Origin of the sequence: Rhizobium sp. BK008, assembly GCF_014197345.1 — a bacterium.
Lineage (GTDB): Bacteria > Pseudomonadota > Alphaproteobacteria > Rhizobiales > Rhizobiaceae > Rhizobium > Rhizobium anhuiense.
Map to the genome: position 1 here is coordinate 437,680 of NZ_JACIFK010000003.1, position 22,162 is coordinate 459,841.

General features: G+C 60.1%; 19 protein-coding genes and 3 pseudogenes. 15 read left to right on the forward strand and 7 right to left on the reverse strand.

Features of this window, described 5'->3' with window-relative positions:
* Window positions 1-56: 56 nt before the first annotated feature.
* The 3 genes from FHT69_RS16780 to otsB all read right to left on the reverse strand — a co-directional run bounded on the left by FHT69_RS16780 (window position 57) and on the right by otsB (window position 3,211).
* Window positions 57-1,130 carry a sugar ABC transporter substrate-binding protein gene (locus FHT69_RS16780; RefSeq protein WP_028757411.1) on the reverse strand — a complete coding sequence of 358 codons (1,074 nt, stop codon included), beginning with the start codon at window positions 1,128-1,130 and terminating at the stop codon, window positions 57-59.
* A 217-nt stretch (window positions 1,131-1,347) separates the two neighbouring features.
* The gene (locus FHT69_RS16785; RefSeq protein WP_028755942.1) at window positions 1,348-2,232 is read right to left on the reverse strand and encodes a helix-turn-helix domain-containing protein; all 885 of its coding nucleotides are present in this window, start codon (window positions 2,230-2,232) and stop codon (window positions 1,348-1,350) included.
* Window positions 2,233-2,431: 199 nt separating this feature from the next.
* Entirely contained in the window at window positions 2,432-3,211 is a 780-nt protein-coding gene (gene otsB, locus FHT69_RS16790) for a trehalose-phosphatase (RefSeq protein ID WP_028755941.1), read from the reverse strand.
* A gap of 124 nt (window positions 3,212-3,335) precedes the next feature.
* Here otsB and FHT69_RS16795 point away from each other — a divergent pair, with 124 nt between their 5' ends.
* The 5 genes from FHT69_RS16795 (at window position 3,336) to repC (ending at window position 9,412) form a co-directional block, all read left to right on the forward strand.
* Window positions 3,336-4,421 (forward strand): ROK family protein, encoded by a 1,086-nt coding sequence (locus FHT69_RS16795; RefSeq protein ID WP_028758243.1) that lies wholly within the window; start codon window positions 3,336-3,338, stop codon window positions 4,419-4,421.
* 812 nt (window positions 4,422-5,233) lie between these two features.
* Entirely contained in the window at window positions 5,234-5,410 is a 177-nt protein-coding gene (locus FHT69_RS16800) for a hypothetical protein (RefSeq protein WP_164735883.1), read from the forward strand.
* 293 nt (window positions 5,411-5,703) lie between these two features.
* Window positions 5,704-6,921: a plasmid partitioning protein RepA gene (gene repA, locus FHT69_RS16805; protein ID WP_028755939.1), complete on the forward strand. Its 1,218-nt coding sequence runs from the start codon at window positions 5,704-5,706 to the stop codon at window positions 6,919-6,921.
* Window positions 6,918-7,907 carry a plasmid partitioning protein RepB gene (repB, locus tag FHT69_RS16810; RefSeq protein WP_183905656.1) on the forward strand — a complete coding sequence of 330 codons (990 nt, stop codon included), beginning with the start codon at window positions 6,918-6,920 and terminating at the stop codon, window positions 7,905-7,907. Before repA ends, repB begins: the two co-directional genes overlap by 4 nt.
* 200 nt (window positions 7,908-8,107) lie before the next feature.
* Window positions 8,108-9,412, forward strand: coding sequence for a plasmid replication protein RepC (gene repC / locus FHT69_RS16815; RefSeq protein ID WP_028755937.1), 1,305 nt, complete (start codon window positions 8,108-8,110; stop codon window positions 9,410-9,412).
* 197 nt (window positions 9,413-9,609) lie between these two features.
* Here repC and FHT69_RS34805 read toward each other — a convergent pair.
* From FHT69_RS34805 to FHT69_RS16820, 3 pseudogenes are all read right to left on the reverse strand, one after another.
* Window positions 9,610-9,762: pseudogene (locus FHT69_RS34805) on the reverse strand (type II toxin-antitoxin system Phd/YefM family antitoxin); the annotation flags it as partial.
* A 172-nt stretch (window positions 9,763-9,934) separates the two neighbouring features.
* A pseudogene (locus FHT69_RS34250) lies at window positions 9,935-10,149 on the reverse strand (hypothetical protein); the annotation flags it as partial.
* A gap of 68 nt (window positions 10,150-10,217) precedes the next feature.
* A pseudogene (locus FHT69_RS16820) lies at window positions 10,218-10,480 on the reverse strand (type II toxin-antitoxin system Phd/YefM family antitoxin).
* 221 nt (window positions 10,481-10,701) lie between these two features.
* On the opposite strand from FHT69_RS16820, the gene FHT69_RS16825 reads away from it, so the two are divergent.
* From FHT69_RS16825 to FHT69_RS16870, 10 genes are all read left to right on the forward strand, one after another.
* Window positions 10,702-11,694, forward strand: coding sequence for an LLM class flavin-dependent oxidoreductase (locus FHT69_RS16825; protein ID WP_028755936.1), 993 nt, complete (start codon window positions 10,702-10,704; stop codon window positions 11,692-11,694).
* 24 nt (window positions 11,695-11,718) lie between these two features.
* Complete coding sequence (locus tag FHT69_RS16830) at window positions 11,719-13,068, forward strand: LLM class flavin-dependent oxidoreductase (protein ID WP_028758369.1); 1,350 nt, start codon at window positions 11,719-11,721, stop codon at window positions 13,066-13,068.
* Window positions 13,069-13,085: 17 nt separating this feature from the next.
* Window positions 13,086-14,285, forward strand: a complete 1,200-nt coding sequence (locus tag FHT69_RS16835) for a M20 aminoacylase family protein (RefSeq protein ID WP_097595497.1) — start codon at window positions 13,086-13,088, stop codon at window positions 14,283-14,285.
* Complete coding sequence (locus FHT69_RS16840; RefSeq protein WP_028756190.1) at window positions 14,282-14,839, forward strand: GNAT family N-acetyltransferase; 558 nt, start codon at window positions 14,282-14,284, stop codon at window positions 14,837-14,839. Before FHT69_RS16835 ends, FHT69_RS16840 begins: the two co-directional genes overlap by 4 nt.
* Before the next feature lie 37 nt (window positions 14,840-14,876).
* Window positions 14,877-16,649, forward strand: coding sequence for an amino acid ABC transporter permease/ATP-binding protein (locus FHT69_RS34565; RefSeq protein WP_097542522.1), 1,773 nt, complete (start codon window positions 14,877-14,879; stop codon window positions 16,647-16,649).
* A 92-nt stretch (window positions 16,650-16,741) separates the two neighbouring features.
* Window positions 16,742-17,686 (forward strand): ABC transporter substrate-binding protein, encoded by a 945-nt coding sequence (locus FHT69_RS16850; protein WP_028756189.1) that lies wholly within the window; start codon window positions 16,742-16,744, stop codon window positions 17,684-17,686.
* A gap of 80 nt (window positions 17,687-17,766) precedes the next feature.
* A complete protein-coding gene (locus FHT69_RS16855; RefSeq protein WP_028756188.1) occupies window positions 17,767-18,705 on the forward strand; it encodes an ABC transporter substrate-binding protein in 939 nt (312 codons plus the stop codon).
* Between the two features lie 4 nt (window positions 18,706-18,709).
* A complete protein-coding gene (locus tag FHT69_RS16860; protein ID WP_049813424.1) occupies window positions 18,710-19,747 on the forward strand; it encodes an LLM class flavin-dependent oxidoreductase in 1,038 nt (345 codons plus the stop codon).
* Between the two features lie 52 nt (window positions 19,748-19,799).
* Window positions 19,800-20,396: a 2-hydroxychromene-2-carboxylate isomerase gene (locus FHT69_RS16865; RefSeq protein WP_183905657.1), complete on the forward strand. Its 597-nt coding sequence runs from the start codon at window positions 19,800-19,802 to the stop codon at window positions 20,394-20,396.
* A gap of 100 nt (window positions 20,397-20,496) precedes the next feature.
* A complete protein-coding gene (locus tag FHT69_RS16870) occupies window positions 20,497-21,420 on the forward strand; it encodes a fatty acid desaturase (RefSeq protein WP_183905658.1) in 924 nt (307 codons plus the stop codon).
* A gap of 140 nt (window positions 21,421-21,560) precedes the next feature.
* Here the strand turns inward: FHT69_RS16870 and FHT69_RS16875 are convergent, their stop codons facing one another.
* Entirely contained in the window at window positions 21,561-22,157 is a 597-nt protein-coding gene (locus tag FHT69_RS16875) for a TetR/AcrR family transcriptional regulator (protein ID WP_028756767.1), read from the reverse strand.
* Window positions 22,158-22,162: the final 5 nt, after the last annotated feature.

Sequence of the window (22,162 nt, forward strand, 5' to 3'; positions counted from 1 at the left end):
CAGGAAAGCGAAGCGGGAAGCACAGCCGGCGAACCGGTCGCGCTTCCCGTTGCGGATTACTTCGTGATGCCGAGCTTCTTGCAGCCGTCAGCATAGCGGCCGGTGCACAGCTCCTCGGCGGTGTTGATCTTCTTGTCGATGATCTCAGCCTTGAGGTTTTCGGCAGTGACGACCGCAGGGACGAAAAGTTGCGCCGGCGTGTCGTACAGCGTCATTTCGGCCTTCGGCGTTTCTCCGGCCAGGAGCTTCACGGCGACGTCGGCAGCGGCAGCGGCAACGATTTCGCTCGGCTTGGAGATCGTATTGTACTGATCCCCTGAGATGATCAGCTGTAGTGCCGCGATCGTCGCGTCATTGCCGGTCACCGGCGGCACGGGATCGACGCCCGCTGCCTTGAAAGCTGCAATTGCGCCGCCGCCGGTACCGTCATTGGCGGCGACCACGCCAACGATCTGCTTGCCGAAACGGGTGATCTGGCCGGCTGCCCATTGCTGCGCATTCGAGGGCTGCCAGTTGGGTGTGTCGAATTCGGCAAGCGTCTTATATCCGCCGCTCGCCAGCCCCTCGTGAATGCCGTCCTTGATCAGCCCGGCAGCCGCATCGGTCGGCGAACCGTTGATCTGCAGGATGCCACCGCCATCGGTCGGCACATTCTGAGCCTTGAGATGCTGAACGAGCGATTCCGCAATTGCCTTGCCGATCGCTTTGTTGTCGAAGGAGACGTAGAAATCGGCCTTGCCTTTTGGAATCGGACGGTCATAGGCAATGACCTTCACGCCCTGGCTCTGTGCGAGCTGGACGAGCGATGCGGCCGCTGCCGAATCCACCGGGTCGAGCACGATGACCTTGGCGCCTTGGGTGATCGCCGAATTGAACTGTTGCTGCTGTTTTGCGATATCGGCATCGGCGTTCTGATAAAGAACCTTGCATGACGCGCAAAGCTTCTTCATCTCCGCGACGAAACCCGGATGGTCGTGCTCCTCATAGCGGGTCGAGCCCTGGTCGGGCATGAGGAATGCAACTGTCGCATCCGAAACGGCTGCTTGCGCAAAGGCGGAAGTACCGCCCAGCAAGGACAGAACGAAGACCGCGGCGCCTGCCGACTTTGTCGAGAATTTCATCATTTCCATCTCCTCCCATTGGTAAAATTGTGTAGGTTCGCGATTGCACTGTTCTGCTCTGGCCGTTCGGCTGAATGAACGGTCGCGCCTGTCCCTGCGGTTTGACGTTTTGAGGACAAGCATCTCCGATCGCGAGCGCGCTCATCGCGCGCCCACGTTCAAGTCAGTGTCAGTTTTGGTTCCTCCTCTTTGTCCTCCCTCGGGCTGTGCCCTTTCGACTCCTCCTCTAGGCCGCCTTTGCCACGTTGATATTGTCACCCAGCAATCGCCGGAAACGAGAAGGCGTCATGCCTTTTTCCGCGAGAAACTGCCGGTTGAAGTTGGACAGATTGTTGAAGCCGACCTCGAAGCAGATATCGGTGATCGATGCATGGTCATCGCTCATCAAAATCTGGCAGGCAAGATTGATGCGCAGGCGTTTCACATACTGTACCAGCGACATGCCGGTATGGCGTCGGAAGGCGCGCGAAAAGGCGCCTGTCGACTGATCGGCAATCGCTGCGAGATCGGCTTCGTCGAAGGACTTCGTCAGATTTTCCCTGATATAGGCGAGCGCCTTGTTGATGCCGGCCGACATGTATCCCGATGGATCGGGCAGATAGCTCGGGCTGGCGAGAAGTTGGGAATCCTGCGCCCGGCTGAGCAGGCCGACGATCATCATGAACAGTTCGATGCGACGCACGCCGTGCGCCTGCTGCACCTCGTTCATCAGGGGAGCAACCTCGCGGCTGGTGTCGGCTCCGAAGAGCACGCCGCGGCGGGAGGCTTCGAGAACCGCATCGAAGGGACCGAGTTCGGCGAACACCTTCATCGTGTCGCTGATGAAATTCTCGCTAAACTGGATGAGCTGGCAGCGAAGCGGAATACTCGATCCTTTCGGGACATCGCTGATCCAGTTGTGAGGAAGGTTAGGCCCCGCCAGCACGAGATTGCCAGGCTCGAACTCGCCGATGAAATCGCCGACGAAATACCGTCCTGTCGTCGCCACGACCAGATGAAGTTCGTATTCGGGGTGAAAATGCCAGCGAACCGTATGGTAGGGATAGCCGTGCGCCTTCGTTGCGAAAGATTCGCCCGGCCTGATCTGAATGACTTCCAAGTCAGGTTCCATTGTTTCCTCCTCCGAGGACGGCTCCACGCCAGCCCGCCAAATTCCCTTTTTGGCTTTATTGTTAAGGGGAGTGTAGTGGTCTCGTTTCACGCCCGCCACCACGATTCCCAGTCAAAACCGATACTTTTTTGACAATTGACGCTGCGGAGCGGACGGAAAGACGGCAACAATCCGCATGCATATCGTCCGAGGACGCAGTTCAGGCTGCCAAGGCGGCAATGACGTTTCTGACCAGTGCAGAGGAGGACAGCCGGCTCGTGGCGCAGCTCGGGGTGCCGATCGCGCCGACACGCACGGAAACGCCGCCGCGGGCATTGGCGATCGCAAACATCGACTCGTCGGTCAGGTCATCGCCGATCGTAATCGGGCAGCGGTTCCTGAAGGGATCGGACTGGAAAAATCGCTCCAGTGCATCGCCCTTGCTCGACCGTGCCGGCCGCAATTCAAATACCCTCTTGCCGAGTTGCAATGCCCAGTTCGGTCCGGCGAGCTCGGCATAGTATTGCATGCGGTCTTCAAGCACCTTTTCATATTCGGGTGCGAGACGGTAATGGGCGGCAACGGCCGCGCCCTTGTCTTCGATCAAGACACCGGGATAGTGCTCGGCTTCCGCGGTCAGCGCATGTTTCAGTGCCTGAAACTCAGGTGTCGCCTCGACCGTCTGCATGCCGGTGGCGCTTCTGATCTCGGCACCGTGCAGGCCGGCTGTCGGAAATTCAAAGGGTTTGAACAGCTCGTCGGCATAAGAAAGTGATCGTCCGGTGACCAGCGCCAGGGCACCGCCGAGCTTGTTCGACAGGCGATGAAGTTGTCCGGGAAGCGCTTCTGGGACCTCGATCGCATCCGGTGTGGGCGCAAGATTGAGCAGCGTCCCGTCGATATCGAGAAACATCGCCCAATGGTCCGGCTCTTCCAAGACCAGTGAAAGCATTTCCTGGGTAGCGGTGTCGTCCTGCACGGTATTCTCCAAACTCTGCAATGATTGAAGCTAGGTCGCCGGCCAACAAGGACAAGGTGGCTTTTCAGACTCCGGAACATCCTGAGGCTAGTCCGCGTTGTATCTCGCCGCCCGTTCGAGCACTCGCGCCGTAGAAGGTACATTGATGGCCAAAAGCAGTTCTGATCCCCGTGATGAGGTCAACGCCCCGCTGGCACATGGCGCTTTCAATCTGCCATTGGTGACGATCGACGACTACAACAACGAACTGCGTGACAAGGATGGTTTCGTTGGCGACAACGCCAACAAGAAGACTTTCCAACAGAAGCTCGACGACTGGAGAAAGCGCATCCGCAAGGTCGGAGATGACCCGATCGGCAAGACCGCGACGGCGAAGCTTTCCAAGAAGAAGATCGATGCCTTTCTGAAAGGCGACGATATGGAGGCGGCGGCATTGGTCATGGGGGCGGTGGAGGACTTTTCCCAGGACTTTGCCGACGTGATCGGAAAGTTCCTCAAAGACAAGCGCTGGGGCAGGACGGAACGCATCGTCGTCGGCGGTGGCTTCCGGCAGAGCCGTTTTGGCGAGCTGGCGATCGCCAGGACCATGGTTCTTCTCAAGGTGGCGGGCATTGATGTCGAGGTGGTGCCGATCGTTCACCATCCCGATGAGGCCGGACTGATCGGCGCGGTTCACCTGATGCCGCCGTGGATTTTCAAAGGCCACGAGGCGATGCTCGCCGTCGACATCGGCGGGACAAATGTTCGCGCCGGCGTCGTTAAATTCGGAAAGAACGACGTACCGAATTTTAAAGATGCGAGCGTCTGGGAATCAGCCATCTGGCGCCACGCCGACGACGAGCCAAGCCGTACCGCAACCATCGAGAGATTGGCCGCGATGTTGCAGGATCTGATTGGCAAGGCTGAGAAAGCCAATCTCAAACCCGCGCCCATCATCGGGATCGCATGCCCCGGAATCATCAAAGCCGATGGCTCCATCGAACGCGGCGGACAGAACCTGCCGGGCGGAAACTGGGAGAGCGACAGCTTCAACCTTCCCGCCGCGCTGATGAAGGCCATTCCCGAGATCGGCGACGACAGCACATTCGTGATGATGCACAACGATGCCGTCGTGCAGGGATTGTCGCAGATCCCTTATATGAACGACGTGTCGAGATGGGCCGTGCTGACCATCGGTACAGGTTTGGGCAACGCGCATTTTACCAATCGCGAGGCAACGAAGGCGCGATAGGCTCACCCCCTTCCTCACGTAGCACCAAATGACAAAGGCGCGCGGATGGGCGGCGATGCGGGCTTGGCGGTGATCGGGGGCGTTATGGTAAACATGCAGTAAACAAAGAAGAATTTCGTATACGGAAGCAAACTCAACAATCAGTTCCGCTAGGAAGGATCGTGGTTTTGCGGAGCGTATCGATGGGGGACTGGCTCGGGAGCTGAACGATACTGCGTGAACCCGCTGGCCTGCCGATCATATCGGCTGATGCCTGATTCGCCTAGCGCGCTATTGCGATCTTCGACGTCGAGGCCGCGTCGTCCCGGCATGATTGCAGCTATGACCCCGTTCTGACGCCGGCACCGGACTAGGTGTGTGATCGATTGGCCATTGACAGGTTCCTGACGCAACCGAAGCCCCACCCCTCTGATACCAGCTGCTCGCCGACTTAGATTGGGGCGGAGAAGACCAAGGCCGAATGTCCCCTCACCCCGATAGGCTGCGCAGCAAAGCGCTTCTGCAGGAAGACCTCCACCGCGATGAAGCACGATCAGCGGCAGTGCCGGCTCGCCCTTGCTATCAAAGATGGGCCGCCTTCCTTTCACGCCCGGCCTGTGTCTGCGAGGCTCCTTTCCAACTTGGTAAGCAGAGTGATCCGAAATCCCCATCGTGGCCGCCGGTCGCTGCATTTTTGAACCACCTGAAAGATGGAGGCCCTCCCCTTCCCGGCCCCAGGAAAAGATGGTGATAACGCTGCCTGGCGGTTATCGGCGGGTTCGAATTACGCTTATCTCTGCGGCTTCACGCAATCTATGACGAAGGATGTGTCAATGAACTTCAAGGGAATAAGCGCTCCGCTCAATGCGGGCCGTCTCGAACAAATGCTGGCCCTTGCAGCGTCACGCCGCGATGCCGAAACCCAGGACGCAAATGACAAGCCTTCCGGCAATGAACCCGTCCGCGGGCTGGAAGCCGAAAACCTGTACCGTTCGTCCGCCTACAAATGAGAAATCGAACAACCTGATCGGTCTATGCCAGGCGTCCGAAGGTGCGCTTGGATGGAGCGCTAGCGACGCTGAGTCGTATCGATTATGTGCCGCGATACTTTGAGGCTGGCTTTCATCGACCCGGAGCAGGCCGTCGTTGTCAGCTGACAATGGTGCTAAGATTCCGGAATTCCACATGATTTTTTTGCAGAATCCATTTTATAATAGATTGGCCATCCAAGAAACCGCTTGACGGAATCAGCAGACTCACGATCATTTGCGCAAAATCACTCGATTTATCAGGATTTGCGTGAATGCCGACCAAGGTCGCGATTGTTGAGAAAGCCAAGAGAGCGAGTCCAGTCTCGATCGACGAGACGATTGCGCAGGACTCGACGATGCTCGGCAGCCAGCTGCAGGTGCTGTTCGAGCGATTGTTTTCACCCAATGCCCGCAAATCGTTGCGGCGGTTCAGCAGCACCGAGGCAGCCAAGCTGCTCGGCGTCACCGACAGCTATGTTCGTCATCTCGCCGCCCAGGTCGAGAGCATCAGTCCGGAAAAGACAGCGGCTGGCCGTCGGGTATTCTCGCTCGAGGAAATCCATGCGATGCGCCAGCACCTAGGGCGCACCAAACCCTCCTATCTGCCGATGCGCCGACCGGGCGACCATCTCCAGGTGATCGCCGTGACCAATTTCAAGGGCGGCTCCGGCAAGACGACGACATCAGTCCACCTGGCGCAGTTCCTGGCTCTGCGTGGCTACCGCGTGCTCGCCGTCGACCTCGATCCGCAGGCGTCGATGTCGGCGATGCTTGGATATCAGCCCGAATTCGATGTCGGCGAAAACGAGACACTTTACGGCGCCATTAAATATGACGAGACGCGCCGCGATGTCAGCGACATCGTCCGTCAGACCTATTTCCCCGGGCTCGATCTCATTCCCGGCAATCTCGAACTGCACGAGTTCGAACACGATACGCCAAAGGCGCTTGCCGACACCAACCGCGACGACAAGGACATGTTCTTCATGCGGGTCGGTAATGCGCTGCATTCGCTGGAGCAGAACTATGACGTCGTCATCATCGATTGCCCACCGACCCTGGGCTTCCTGACGCTGTCTGCCCTCTGCGCCGCAACCTCCGTCCTGATCACCGTCCATCCGCAGATGCTCGACGTGGCGTCGATGAACCAGTTCCTAACGATGACCTCCGACCTGCTGGCCGTAGTCAAACAGGCAGGCGGCAATTTGGATTACGACTGGATGCGTTATCTCATCACCCGCTATGAGCCCAATGATGGGCCGCAGGCGCAGATCGTCGCCTTCTTGCGCAGTCTGTTCGGCGAGCGCGTGCTGACGGCGATGATGGTCAAGTCGACGGCTGTCTCGGATGCGGGACTCTCTAAGCAGACAATCTACGAGGCAGGACGCGAGACGATGCATCGTCAGACCTATGACCGCGGGGTGGAATCCGTCGACAGCGTCAATGCCGAGGTCGAGCAACTCATCCGCAGCGCATGGAGCAGGACATGAGCCCAAAGGGACGCGACATCCTGAAAAGCATGGTCGGCGCCGTCGAGCCGACACGGCCGGAGGCGCCAATCGCGCAGCCGCCGCACCGCCCATCGGGAGCGGTCAAGGCGATGAATTTGTCGCTTGGCCGGTTGGGAGAGGAAGCGGCTGCCGCCAAGGCGCTGCGTGAATCGCTGGCCTCCGGCGACAAGGTACTGGAGATCGATCCGGCTGCCGTCGAAATGTCCTTTATCCGCGACCGTATCCCGGTCGATAGGGATGCAGAGTTCGAGCGATTGAAGCAATCGATCCGGGACAGCGGCCAGCAGGTTCCGATCCTGGTACGGCCGGACCCGGTAAGGGCTGGGCACTACCAGGCCGCCTATGGCCACAGGCGCCTGCGAGCCGCGGCAGAGATCGGGGTTCCCGTCAAGGCCGTCGTGCGAAAGCTCACGGATGAAGAGCTGATCCTCGCACAGGGCCAGGAAAACGGCCCCCGAGTCGACTTGAGTTTTATCGAGCGGGCACTGTTTGCGCGCCGCCTGGATGAGCATGGATTCAGCCGCGAGATGATCGCCACGGCGCTGACAACCGACAAGCCGGAAACCTCACGGCTCCTGCAGGTGGCTCAGACCATCGACCCCGAGATTATTCTCGCCGTTGGGCCGGCTCCCAAGGTTGGACGCCCGCGCTGGCTGGCGTTTGCCGAAAAATTCAGGGAGACGGGCGGGCAGAAGAAGGCCCAGGCCGCAATCGGTGCCCGCGGCTTCCTGGCGTTGGACACCAACAGCCGCTTTGATGTCATCTGGAAAGCGCTGGAGGAGAAGACCCCACCGCAGCGGGCCGAGCAGACCCTCCGGGCCCAGGGTGGCGCTCCGCTTGCTTTGGTGGCCCGCTCCGGCAAAACCTTTCGCATCACCGTTAAATCGGCGGCGTTTTCGGAATTCCTGGCTCAGCGGTTGGTAAGCCTCGCCGCCGAGTTCGAAGAGGAGAATGAGGGAAAATGAGGCAGTCAGACCGGATTGTCAGCTGACAATCCGGATAGGAGATAACGCGCAAAAGAAAAAAGCCCCCGAACGTCACCGTCACGGAAGCTTTCCTCGTAGTCTTGAACACCTCCGAGAATCGCACTTCCGAGAATCGCTGTCAAGAGTTTTTGGCGCCGTTTTGGCGAGCGGATTTCTTTTGCCTCGTTGAGGTGGAAGATATGGAAACCGGGAATGTGACGACGCCCTTCGGGCGGCGGTTAATGACGCTTGGCATGCTCACAAGCCAAGTAATGGCACGCGAGATCAAGACTGATCAGTCCGTCGACAAGTGGAGATTGTTTCGCGCGCTCTGCGAAGCAAAGCCGCTTCTCGGCATCAGCGATCGAGCGCTTGCCGTACTCAACGCTCTTTTGAGCTTTTATCCGAAGAACGAGCTGGCGCAGGAGAACGGTTTGATCGTATTCCCATCAAACATCCAGCTTTCGCTCAGAACGCACGGCATGGCCGAGCAGACCGTCCGGCGTCATCTCGCCGCGCTCGTCCAGGCAGGTCTGCTGTTGCGCAAGGACAGCCCCAACGGCAAGCGTTATGTCCGCAGGAACAGGGCAGGGGAGGTCAACGAGGCGTTCGGCTTCTCGCTTGCGCCACTGCTTGCCCGTGCTAGCGAGATCGAACAACTCGCAGCCGAAGTGATGGCCGAGCGGCTGCATGTCCAGCGTCTGCGCGAACGCATCACTCTTTGCCGTCGCGACATCGCAAAATTGATCGAAGCAGCCGTCGAGGAACAGATCCCTGGCGACTGGCAAGGCCTGTACTGCGAGTTCCGAGACCTGATCGAAGGCCTGCCCCGATCCCCGACGGCGTCGCAGCTCGAACTGTTGCTGGATGAATTGACGACTCTGCGGGCAGATGTCCTTAACCGGTTGGAAATTCGGATTGAATCAATAAAAGAGCGCGGCAATGCCAATTATATTGAGCGCCACATACAGAATTCGAATCCCGAATCTAATTCTGAACTTGAACCAGACTTCGACACGAAGCAGGGCGCGATGCCGGAGCAAGACAACGGGCGACGGGCCGCGACGTCAGAAGAGGGTAGAGCTGAGGCAGCCCATTCGAGTCGGTGCGAGAAAGAGCACAGTCTACGGACAGGCGGCCGCAATGATGGTGACCGACTGAAATCCTTCCCGCTCGGCTTGGTTCTGCAAGCCTGCCCGGAAATTCTCGCCTATGGTCCGGGCGGTATCATCCGCAACTGGCGCGATCTGATGACCGCGGCGGTCACGGTTCGCTCGATGCTCGGCGTCAGTCCGTCGGCCTACGAAGAGGCCGCCAATGTGATGGGTCCGGAAAACGCGGCAACCGTCATGGCATGCATCCTGGAGCGCGGTGGCCACATTAATTCGGCTGGTGGCTATCTTCGTGGCCTGACACGACGAAGCGAAAAGGGAGAATTCGCGATCGGCCCGATGCTGATGGCTCTTCTGCGGGCAAATGCGTCAGCCGGACGGAAATTTGGATAGGTCTTCGGCTCCGTCTGGGCGGCGGCGGTGGCTAAGCTCGGGCAAAAGTCTCTGCAGGCTGCTACGAAGAGCTCCATCCCCAAAGCCTTCGAAAGAACTCTTTGGTTTTGCGGATCGTATGGATGAGAGGTGCCACCAATGCAAAGAGGTCCAAGCTTTGCAACGGGCGTGCAGCAGGCCCTTTTCGACAATGTCGTATCGGCTGGACCGATGCGGGCATAGACGGTGTCGGCGCGCATGATGGTAATTTCCTCGCCCTGGTCGGCGCGTTCGAAGAGGTCGGCAAAATTCTTGCGAGCCTCGCTGTTTGTGGCTGGTCTACTGCGTGGTGTCGGCCCCCGCGAAAGAATGTCGCGGCGCGGTGCCACGATCTATGGGAACGTCAGAACACCTTGAAGACCTCACTTCGATAACGAATCCTTCTCGGAAGTGAGGGAGAAATGCACAAGTCCATCCCGTGCGGCGGAAGTAATAGGCGATATCACTTCTGGTTAACGGCACGTTTGCTGTGGCATCAATGGGTTATGAGATACGGGCGGTTAGGGCGGCTTTGTCCTCAGGCAGGAATCGGCCATGGTACTGCCGGATCGTGTCTGGGGGCTGGATCGTATAGCTTGCCTGCTAGTAGAACCCGGTCAGCTTTACGATATGGGGCAAGGACGTCGCGCACATAATGCACGCCTATGCGGTAAGACGCCCCTGATGGCGGCCAGGCTGGTGTACGGGTTGGGAAATCCCTCAGGCTCGGTGCATGGGCTCTCGATGTCGCGTTCCGCGTCCTCAGCGAAAAGAACACCATAATGAATTAGGATTGGCTGTCGGCCAGACGTTTGCTGATCCGTGCGAAGGATTCCGCAGCGGGGCGCAGTTTGCCCTCCTCGACCTGCCGGTTGGTGAGCGCCAGCGTCTCCTGTGTTCTTCATATTGGCCGACGTCCTGAAGGACAGCTTTCGCTTCTCCGTGAAGCGTAATGACGACCGGCTGCGAATGATCCTTAAGTGTCCGAAGGATCGTCGGCTCATGCGCCTTGAGGTCGCTGATCGGCTTTAGCTGTTTTGACAGCTTCATTCACTTACGCCCTTTCGACCGGAAAATTGATCCTTGATTGGTCGATTGAAAGAAGCCCTCCGCTGCCGGTGAGACCCAGTTCTGGCAGGCGATTTCCATCTTATGTGCGGCCATCTTTTTTTCACTCAGCGTGTTCGAAAGAGAATGTCATTTCTTATAATGATGTTTGTCTACTGATTTTATAGACTAAGCTTTGCAACCAGGGATCGGATCGTGACGTCATGACCTACCTCCTCAGTCTTCTCGACAAAAGCCCGATCGAACAGGGTTTAACCGCCGCAGATGCGTTGCGGGCGACGGTCAAGATTGCTGCCCGGGCCGAGGAACTTGGTTATCACCGTTTCTGGGTCGCCGAGCATCATAACATGTCCAACCTGGCGAGCTCGGCGCCAGAGGCGCTGATAGCTTACCTTCTCGCAAAGACGTCGAAAATCCGCATCGGCTCCGGTGGCGTCATGCTGCAGCATTACAGCGCATATAAGGTTGCGGAGACCTTCAATCTTCTGGCTTCGCTTGCGCCCGGCCGCGTCGATCTCGGTGTCGGCAAGGCGCCGGGCGGCTTTCCGCTGTCGACGCGCGCTCTCCAGCTAGCCGTCGATCCATCCAGGAAGCCGGATTTTGCCAGCCAGCTTGCCGATCTCAACACCTATCTCGCCGCCGACCCGAATTACGATGGTGCGCAGGCGACCCCTTTCCCGCCGACGGCTCCCGAACGTTTCCTGCTCGGCGCCAGCGTCGAAAGCGCCGAGCTGGCCGCCGAGAAGGGTTGGGAACTTGTCTTTGCCGGTCACCTGAACGGCGATCCGGACAATTTGCGCAGGACCTTCGAGGCCTATGAGCGGGTATCCGGCGGCAAGCGTCCGATCCTGGCGCTCGCAGCCTTTGCCGCCGAAAGCGAGGACTACGCCCGCGAGCGCGTCGGCAAACTGCGCATCGTCAAGGTGTTCCTGCCGAACGGCCAGACCGTGAATGTCGGCAGCGAGGAGCAGGCGGCCGAATTCGCTCGCCAGGCCGGCGTCACCGATTACCGCACTGAGGAAAAGGTGCCGAGCGTGCTGCATGGCACGGCGAAGCAAATCCGCAAGGAGCTGGACGAGCTTCACCGCAGCTACGGGGTCAAGGAGTTCGTGCTCGACACGCCGGCGCTTTCGGTCGCCGAGCGTCTTGCCTCCATCGAACTGCTCGCCGCGGAGCGGCTTTCCCTCGTCGCCTGACCGTTTCCAAGAAGGATTGATCCCATGGCTCAGAAACACGTCACGTTCGGCATCATGCTGCAAGGTCCCGGCGGCCACATGAATGCCTGGAAACATCCAAGCGGACCGGCCGATGCCAGCGTCAATTTCGACTTCGTCGTCAAGACGGCGCGTAAGGCGGAGGCGGCCGGCATCGCCTTCGCCTTCGTTGCCGACGGGCTTTATATCAACGAGCAGTCGATCCCGCATTTCCTCAATCGGTTCGAGCCGATCGCCATCCTCTCGGCGCTTGCCGCCTCGACCTCGAAAATCGGCCTCGTTGGCACGGTCTCGACCTCCTACAGCGATCCCTTCACCATTGCCCGCCAGTTCGCCTCGATCGATCTCATCAGCGGCGGCCGGGCAGGGTGGAATGCCGTGACCTCGCCGCTAGAGGGTTCGGGGCGCAATTACAGCCGCGAACATCCCGAACACGAACTGCGCTACGAGATCGCCGAGGACTATATCGATGCGATCAAGGGTCTATGGGATTCCTGGGACGATGACGCCTTCGTGCGCAATCGCGAGACCGGCGTCTATGCCGACAAGACGAAGATGCATCGCCTCAATCACAAGGGCCGGTTCTTCCGTATCGAGGGACCGCTCAATATCGGCCGTTCCAAGCAGGGCCAGCCGGTCGTGTTCCAGGCGGGCGCCTCGGATTCCGGCATCAGGCTCGCCGGCAAGCATGCCGATGCCGTCTTCACCAATGGCGGGCCGTTCGAGGAGGCGCAGGCCTTTTATCGCCAGTTGAAGGACAGCGTCATCGCTCATGGGCGTCCGGCGGCGGAAGTCGGCATCTATCCGGGTATCGGGCCGATCGTCGGGGCGACGCAGGAAGAGGCGGAAGCCAAGTACCAGGCGATCCGCAACCTCGTCACGATAGAGGAGGCGCTGCTCTATCTCGGCCGCTTCTTCGATCATCATGATTTCAGTGTTTATCCGTTGGACGAGCCGTTCCCCGAACTCGGCGATATCGGCAGGAACAATTTCCGCGCCACCACCGACCGCATCAAACGGACGGCGCGGGAGAAGGGCTTGACGCTCCGCCAGGTCGCGCTCGATTCGGCAACGCCGCGCACCGCCTTCATCGGCACCGCCGAGCATATCGCCGACGAAATCATTCGCTGGGTGGATCAGGGCGCGGCCGACGGCTTCATTCTGGGCTTTCCCGTCATCGCCGAGGGTTTCGACGATTTCTCCAGATACGTTCTGCCGATCCTCACAGAGCGCGGTTATTTCGATCCGGTCCTGAAGGGTGAGACGCTGCGCGACCATCTCGGCCTACCCTTCCGCGAAAGCCGCTATGCGGCGGATGCGGAGCCGCTCGAACGCGGAAAGGCCGTCGGCGCCTGAGGCGCCGGCGAACCGTCATGGATATCATCGCTCAAAACCCGCGCAGCAACGATCCGGTCGAGAAGGGCATCGCCACCTACCTCGATGAAATCATCGCGCTTCGCCACGATCTCCACCAATATCCGGAGCTTGCCTTCCAGGAGCTCAGAACCAGCAAGCTTGTGGCATCTCACCTTTCCGCCTGGGGCTACGAGGTGGTGACGGGCATTGCCGGCACCGGCGTCGTCGCCACCCTCCCGCGCGGCGACGGCAAGAAGCGGATCGGTATTCGCGCCGACATGGATGCGCTGCCGATCGAGGAGGCGACCGGACTGGCCTATGCCAGCAGCAATCCCGGCGTCATGCACGCCTGCGGCCATGACGGACATACCGCGATCCTGCTCGCCGCCGCCCGTTATCTCTCAGAGAACGGCAATTTCAACGGCACGCTGCGGCTGATCTTCCAGCCTGCCGAGGAGATTGGCGCCGGCGCCCGCAAGATGATTTCGGAAGGTCTGTTCGAGCGTTTTCCCGTCGATGCGGTATTCGGGCTGCACAATTGGCCGGGTGTGCCGACGGGCAAATTCGGCTTCGTCGCCGGCCCGGCCATGGCTTCGGTCGACAAGGCGATCATCAAGATCATCGGCAAGGGCGGCCATGGCGCCGAACCGCACCGCACCGTCGATCCGGTGCTCGCTTCGGCCTCCTTCATCACCGCGCTGCAGAGCGTCGTCTCGCGCAATGTCGATCCGCAGGAGATGGCGGTCGTCACCGTCGGCTCGATCCATGCCGGCTCTGCCTCGAACGTCATCCCGGAAAGCGTCGAGATGCAGCTGACCATGCGGGCCTACAGCGAAATCGTCCGTCAACTGTTGCGAGAGCGCATTCCGGCCCTTGCCCATGCCCAGGCCGAAAGCTTCGGCGCCGAGGCCGATGTGAATTATCGCCTCGGCTTTCCGGCGCTGGTCAATCATGCCGGGGAAACCGAATTCGCCAGCCGGGTCGCATATGACGCTCTTGGTCCAGCGGCGATCGAGAAGGATTTCCGACCGAGAACCGCGAGCGAGGATTTCGCCTTCATGCTGCAGGCGAACCCCGGCAGCTACCTCTTCGTCGGGAATGGCGACAGCGCTCCTCTCCACAGCGCCCATTACAATTTCAACGACGCGATCATCGCGCCCGCCGCCCGCTATTGGGTGCGGCTCGCCGAAACCTTCCTCACTGATGACAACGGGTGATGAACGATATGAGCGATACGTTTCTCTATACCAGTCCTCTCGACCCGCGCGCCAAGCCGCTGATTGATGAATTGATCTACGAATATGACAGCCGCTACGGCACCTATTTCAATGCCGAAGGTGCGGCCGCCGAGCTCAACCGCTATCCCCCCGAAGCCTTTGCGCCGCCGGATGGCAATTTTCTGCTGTTGATCCGCGATGGCGAAACCATCGGCGGCGGCGCCTTCAAGCATTATGACGAACGCACGGCCGAGTTCAAACGTATCTGGACGCGCTCCGATCTGCGCCGGCAGGGCCTTGCCCGCAAGGTGCTGGTGGAGCTGGAGGCCCAGGCCGCCCGCCAGGGCTATGCCCGCATCTATCTCACGACAGGCTTTCGCCAACCCGAGGCCGTCGGCCTCTATCTGAACTATGGCTACACCGCGCTCTTCGACACGTCAGCCGATCCCGAGATCTACAAGAGCCTGCCTTTCGAAAAGGACATCACCCATCTCGCCGAGCCTGCTCTCGACGATGCCGAGCCGCGGTTGCGCGTGGCCGGCGCAAATTACTGAAAGCGGCAAAGACCGACAATCATAAAAGGGAAGCACAATGGCACTGACGACGGATTTCGCCGGCATCGACCCCGGCAGCAGGACGGCAGAATCGAAGGACTATTCCCGGTACCGGATCGTGGCGGCGCGCCATCCCGAACGGTTGGCAGGCACGGTGTTCGCCGCCTTCGTCATCATCGCCGTGCTCTATTCCACCTTCACCAATCCGCGCTGGGGTTGGAGCGTCTTTGCCGAATGGTTCTTTGCCGAGCCCGTGCTCGTCGGCCTCGGAAGGACGCTGCTCCTGACCGCGCTTGCCGCCATATCCGGTTCCATTCTCGGAACGGCGCTGGCGCTTGCCCGCGTTTCCAAGTCGCCGCTGCTTTCCGGTCTTTCCTGGGGCTATATCTGGCTGCTGCGCTCGATCCCGGTCATCGTGCTGCTGCTGATCCTGAACAATCTCGGCTATCTCTATGAGACGATCAAGATCGGCATCCCCTTCACCGATACCGTCTTCCTCGATTATCCCACCGTGCAATTGCTGACACCCTTTGCCGCCGCCTTTCTCGGCCTCACGCTCAACCAGTCGGCCTTCTTTGCGGAAATCGTGCGCGGCGGTATCCTTTCAGTCGATCATGGTCAGCTGGAAGCCGCCGCCGCACTCGGCCTGCCGCGCCGCCGCCAGGCTTTCCGCATCGTTCTGCCGCAGGCCATGCGCTCGATCCTGCCGACCGGCTTTAACGAGCTGATCGGATTGGCGAAGAGCACATCCATGGTTTATGTGCTGGCGCTGCCGGAGCTCTTCTATACCGTCCAGGTGATCTACCGCCGCAATCTCGAAGTCATTCCGCTGCTGATGGTCGCGACCGTCTGGTATCTGATCATCATGACGGTGCTGTCGGTCGCCCAGCACTATATCGAGCGCTATTTCTCAAAGGGTGCCGTGCGCAATCCGACACCGCTGCCCTTCCAGGCATTCTTCGAACGCTTCCGCCGTCCGCTGCTAGCTCTCGATACGGCGAGCGAGCGAGTGCGCAGGCCCGGCTTCGATGATGCGGCGGCCCTGCGGACGGGTGGTGCGGTGCGTATCCATGGTATTTCCAAAAGCTTTGGCTCGCTGAAGGTGCTCGATGATGTCGAGCTCAGCCTTCCCGCCGGCAGCGTGACCGCAATCCTCGGCCCGTCCGGTTCCGGCAAGTCGACGCTTCTGCGTGCCATCAACCATCTGGAGCGTGTCGATGAAGGCTTCATCTCGGTCGACGGCGATTTCGTCGGCTACAGCAGGAAGGGCGACACGCTCTACGAGCTCAAGGAAAAGGATATTCTCACCCGCCGCGCCGATATCGGCATGGTCTTCCAGAGCTTCAATCTGTTCCCGCATCTGACCGTGCTTGAAAACCTCATCGAGGCGCCGGTCCAGGTGCGCGGCGTCAGCCGCGAGGAGGCGGTGCAATTGGCGCAGGAGCTGTTGGCCCGCATCGGCCTCAGCGACAAGATCAACGCCTATCCGCGCCAGCTTTCCGGCGGCCAGCAGCAGCGCGTGGCGATCGCCCGCGCCCTGGCGCTCCGTCCCAAGGTGCTGCTCTTCGACGAGCCGACCTCGGCGCTCGATCCGGAACTCGTCGGCGAAGTGCTCGATGTCATCAAGGAGCTTGCCCGCACCGGTACGACGCTCGTCATCGTCACCCATGAAATCGGGTTTGCCCGCGAAGTCGCAGACACCGTCGTCTTCATGGACGGCGGCCGCATTCTGGAGGCCGGCCCGCCGGCCCGCATCTTCACGCAAGCGGAACATCCCCGAACACGGGAATTCCTCGCCAAGGTTCTCTAGCGCCCGATAGCGCTGGCGAAATGCCGGGCCGCGACGGGCTGCTCTGGCTGAATGACAATAACTACAACCTAAAGATGAAATGGAGAAGGGGCATGACATTTACAGATAGGGCAAGGCTGCTGATAACGGGAGCCGTCACCATTGCCGCGATCGGTTTCGGTTCCGCTCAGGCGCAGCAGAAATTCGATCTCAGCCCCGAGCAGCCGAACCGGCTGAGGGTGGAAAAGAACGAGAAGCGCATTGCCGAAGTCAAGGACTTCAAGTTCGTCGAAAACGGCGTCTTCACCGTCGGCATCAGCTCGAGCGGCAATCTGCCGCTGCACGATTATGCCTCCGATTCCAAGACCGTTATCGGTTACGACGTCGATCTGGCGCAGGCGATCGCCGACAGCCTGGGGCTGAAGCTCGAGCTCGTTTCCGTCGCCTGGGCCGATTGGCCGCTGGGGCTGACCTCGGGGAAGTTCGATGCGGTGATCTCCAACGTGACCGTCACGGAAGAGCGCAAGGAGAAATTCGACTTCTCGACCTACCGCAAGGATGAGCTCGGCTTCTACGTCAAGGCCGACAGCCCGATTGCGGCGATCAAGGAGCCGAAGGATATTGCCGGCCTGAAGGTCATCACCGATGCCGGCACCAACCAGGAGAAGATCCTGCTGGAATGGGACCGCCGGAATGTCGCCGCCGGCCTGAAGCCGATCGAGGTGCAATATTATGACGACGATGCGGTCAAGGATCTCGCCGTCCAGTCCGGCAGAGCCGATGCCGTCTTCAGCGTAAACGCGACGCAGGCCTATTCGGCCGGGATAAACGGCAAGACCAAGCTCGTCGGCACCGTCAGCGGCGGTTGGCCGATCACGGCAGAAATTGCCGTCACCACACGCAAGGGCAGTGGCCTGGCAGCGCCCTTGACCGATGTCGTCAACGATCTGATCGCCAGTGGCGCCTATCGCAAGATCCTCGATACGTGGAACCTCGGTCCCGAGGCAATCGACAAGGCTCAGACCAACCCGCCCGGCTTGCCGAAGAGCGGTTCGTAATCTTGGTCTGGTGGACCGGCGTTACAGGGTAGCGCGCCGGTCCGTTCCCACTTCTCGACGCAAACGGAGACATATTGAACGTGACGATCCATCCGACATCTCGCACTTTGCTCTTCGCAGCCCTGGTGTCAGCATTGACTGGTTTCGGTTCCGCCCACGCGGCCGAGGATTTTGACCTGAGCCCGGAACAGCCGGGCCGGCTTCATGCCGCCAGGAACGATGCGGCCATCGCTGCCATTCCTAGGGAATTCAAGTTCGTCACACCCGGCAAGTTCACCATCGCCGTCAGCCCCGGCGGCCCGCCACTTGCCACCTATGCCACGGACGCCAAGTCGGTGGTCGGGGCAGATCCCGACTATGCCTATGCCATTGCCGACAGCCTCGGCCTGACGCTGGAGATCGTGCCCGTCGCCTGGATCGACTGGCCACTCGGCCTGACCTCAGGCAAATATGACGCCGTCATCTCCAATGTCGGCGTCACCGAGCAGCGCAAGGAGAAATTCGATTTCTCCACCTACCGCCAGGGGCTGCATGGTTTCTTCGTGAAATCCGACAGTGCCGTCACCTCGATCAAGGAGCCGAAGGACGCCGCCGGCCTCAGGATCATCGTCGGCGCCGGCACCAACCAGGAGCGTATCCTGGTGAAGTGGAGCCAGGAAGATGTCGCCGCCGGCCTGAAGCCGATCGAGCTGCAATATTACGACGACGAGGCAGCAAGTCTTCTCGCGCTGCGGTCCGGCCGGGCCGATGTCATCGTCCAGCCGCATGCGCAGCTCGTCTTCATTGCCGCGCGCGACAAGAACATCAGGCGTGTCGGCACGCTGAGCGCCGGCTGGCCTGATCGCTCGGATGTTGCGATCACCACCCGCAAGGGGAGCGGGCTGGCCGACGCGCTGACTGTCGCCACCAACGGCCTGATCAAGGATGGCACATACGCAAAAATCCTCGACCACTGGCACCTGTCCGAGGAGGCCCTGCCGGCGTCGGAGACCAACCCGCCCGGCCTGCCGAAATATTGATGGGATGGCACGAGTGGGCAATATATCCATCGGCCATATCGGCTTCCTCACCCCCGGCAACTATCCCGACGACGACCCGCTGTCGGGATTGGAGCAGACGCTGCAGCAGCTGCAATATGGCGAGAATCTGGGTTTCGACAGCGCCTGGGTCCGCCAGCGGCACCTGGAGCCTGGAATCTCTTCTGCGAGCGCCTTCCTGGCGGCGGCGACGCAGCGCACCAGCCGGATCGAGCTCGGAACCGCCGTTATTCCGATCGGTTATGAAAGCCCCTATCGGCTGGCTGAAGATCTCGCCACCGTCGATATTCTGTCGCGCGGGCGGCTGAATATCGGCGTCAGCGCCGGCCGGCCGCTGCACGCAGACCTGGTCGCCCCGCTCGTCTTCGACGGCGACTGGACGGGTTACGATTTCTCGCATGATCGCGTGGCGCGTTTTGCCGACAATCTGCGCGGCACCTATCTCGGCGACGAGCAGACCTTGATCAAGACACCGTTCGGCCCGCAGCGGCCGCGGCTGCAGCCTTATGCCAAGGGCCTGATCGACCGGATCTGGTATGGCGGCGGGTCGCAGCGCTCGGCCGAATGGGCCGGCCGCAACGGCTTCAACCTGTTGACCGGCAATGTGATCACGGGGGAGGGAACGGATGATTTCTTCACCGCGCAATCGCGGCTAATCGAAACCTTTCGCGCCGCGGGCAAGCAGCGCCGCGTCGCGCTGGGCCGCGTCATCGTGCCTTTCGACAGCGCCGATGCGGCAACGCGGCGCCGATATCGAGACTATGCCGATGGCCGCCACGAGCGGACCCTTTCGCCACAGGGCGAGCGGCGCACGCTTTTCGCCCGTGATATCGTCGGCACGTCGGACGAGATTTTGGCGCAGCTTTTTGCCGATCCGATCCTGCCCGAGGTCAGCGAGCTGAGGCTGGAACTCCCTTACGAGTTCGAGCACGCGGAATATCGCCAAATTCTCCACGACTTCGTGACGACAATTGCACCGGAGCTCGGATGGAAAGCGCAATCCGGCATCCGTGCCGCTTCCTGAAATGCGTCGCCCGTACGACGCCGGACCATCACCTCTTAGGGAATATGCATCAGTGACCAAATCGGTAGAATATTTCTTTTCGATCGGCTCGCCCTGGGCCTATATAGGCTTCGACGCCTTTGCCGAACTTGCGGCGAAGAACCATGTCGTCATCACACCCTATCTGACGACGGTGGTCGAGGAAAACGGCGGTATCTTTTCGCGCAATCGCCCGGAGATCCGGCGTGCCTACTGGACGCGGGATCTCAAGCGCTGGGCGCGCGTGCGCGGCAAGGACCTGCGGCTTGAGCATCGCCCGGATTTGAGCGATCCGACGCCTGCATCCCTATTCGTGATTGCCGCCTATCTCGACGGACAGGATTGGATCGGCGTTTCCCGCGCTCTGCAACATGCCTTCTGGAGCGAGGCGGAGGATATCGGCAAGCCCGATGTGCGCGAGGCGATCGTGACCTCGGCAGGTTTCGATGGCGCAGCACTTCTTCGGCGACAAGCCGACGACGATGTCCAGAACAAATGGTCGGCGGACCGCGTGCATGCCCGCGACAGCGGCGTCTTCGGCTTTCCTACCTATGTCTATGATGGCGAGATCTATTGGGGGCAGGACAATTTGTCCTTCCTCGAACGTCATCTTCACGGCGACAAGCCTTAGAGACGGATTTTTTCACATAAGTCTATAAAATAGATGGAATTTATTCCATTCTGCCGATGCCCTGCGATAAATTGGTGTGGTTGATGGGGAAATCACACGCATGCTCGACAGGACTTTGCGGGCCGCCGGGACCATGGTTCCCACGCGTTCGACGGAGTGGCCGACGGTCATTCTTGCACTCGTCATTCATGGCGGGTTTCTGGCGCTCACCTGGTGGTGCCAATCGTTGCCGCCGCTCGTGGTCATGATCGCAGGAGGTTGGCTGATTGCCTGGCACGGATCGCTTCAGCACGAAGTCATTCATGGCCACCCGACGGGAAACCAGGCGATAAACGATGCGATCGGGTCGATACCGCTGTCGCTGTGGCTGCCTTATCCGATCTATCGGGAAAGCCATCTGGAGCATCATCGCGACGAATATCTGACCGATCCGATCGAGGATCCGGAATCTTCCTATTTCACCAAGGCCGCCTGGGAGCAGCTCGGTGCGACCGGGCGGTTGCTGGCCCGGTGGAATACCACCCTGTTCGGCCGATTGACCATCGGTCCTGTGGTGATGCTGTTGAGTTTCCTTGGGCAGGAATGGCGGCTGATACGGGCGGACGAACCGGGACGGCGGCGGATATGGGCAGCGCACGGCATCGGCGTCGTCGGCGTCCTATTCTGGTCGACCGTCGTCTGCGGTATGCCGCTGTGGCTCTATCTTGCTTTCGTCTATACGGGTGCTGCGATGACGCGGCTGAGATCCTATGCCGAGCACAGATATGCTGAAAGCCATGAGGAGCGCACCGCCATCGTCGAAAACAGCCATCTCTTCGGCTTGCTGTTTCTCTACAACAATCTGCACGTTCTCCATCACCGCCGGCCGGGCATCTCATGGTATCGCCTTCCGGCGGTCTATCGCAAAAACCGCGAAACGCTTGTCCGGTTGAATGGCGGGCTTGTCTATGATGGCTATGGGGATATTGCGCGCCGGTTTTTCCTGAAGCCGCACGACGATCCCACGCATCCTCATCATTCCTAAAATTTCTACCTGAGCCGGACCGGGCAATGATGTTTGAAAAGCCGGGATTTGGGGGCTGCTCAGTCGCCCTGTCTTGCGGCTTCCTTTTGCCCCCATTTCACAGCTCTGCAATTTGTACTTTCAGCGGATGTCCAGTGTGATCAGCTACGGCTGGCGGCGATCAGGGCGTGCGCTGCATCGCGCAGCAAACCGGTGGCCTCGCCGGGTTCAAAGAGCTGCATGCTGACAAAGGCGCCGTTGATCAGAACCGCGAGTTGACCGGCGAGCCGATCGGGCGCGGCAACCGCAAGCTCCTCGGCGATGGTCTTCAGACGCCGCCGCATCTCGCGCATGTGGGCTTCGGCGACCTTGCGGGCAGGGTGATCCGCTTCGGGAAATTCGGCTGCGGTGTTGATCTGCGGACAGCCTCGGTAGTTTTCCCGCCCGACCCGTTCGCCGATCCACTCAAAATGTGCATCGAGCTCGGCCTCGGCATCGTCCGGATGCTGTTCCGTCACGCGATCCCAGGTGCTCCAGAAGTCCAGGTCTTCGCGCTTGAGGAAGGCCGCGATGAGGTCGTCCTTCGTGCCGAAATGGCGGTAGAGGCTGGTTTTGGCGACGCCGGATTTTTCGACCACAAGATCGACACCGACAGCACGCACGCCGCGCCGGTAAAAGAGTTCCGACGCCGTCTCGAGAATTCTATCCCGCACCTCGTTGCCGCCAGAGGCACGGGAGTTCGTTGCGCTTTTCGACATTCGTG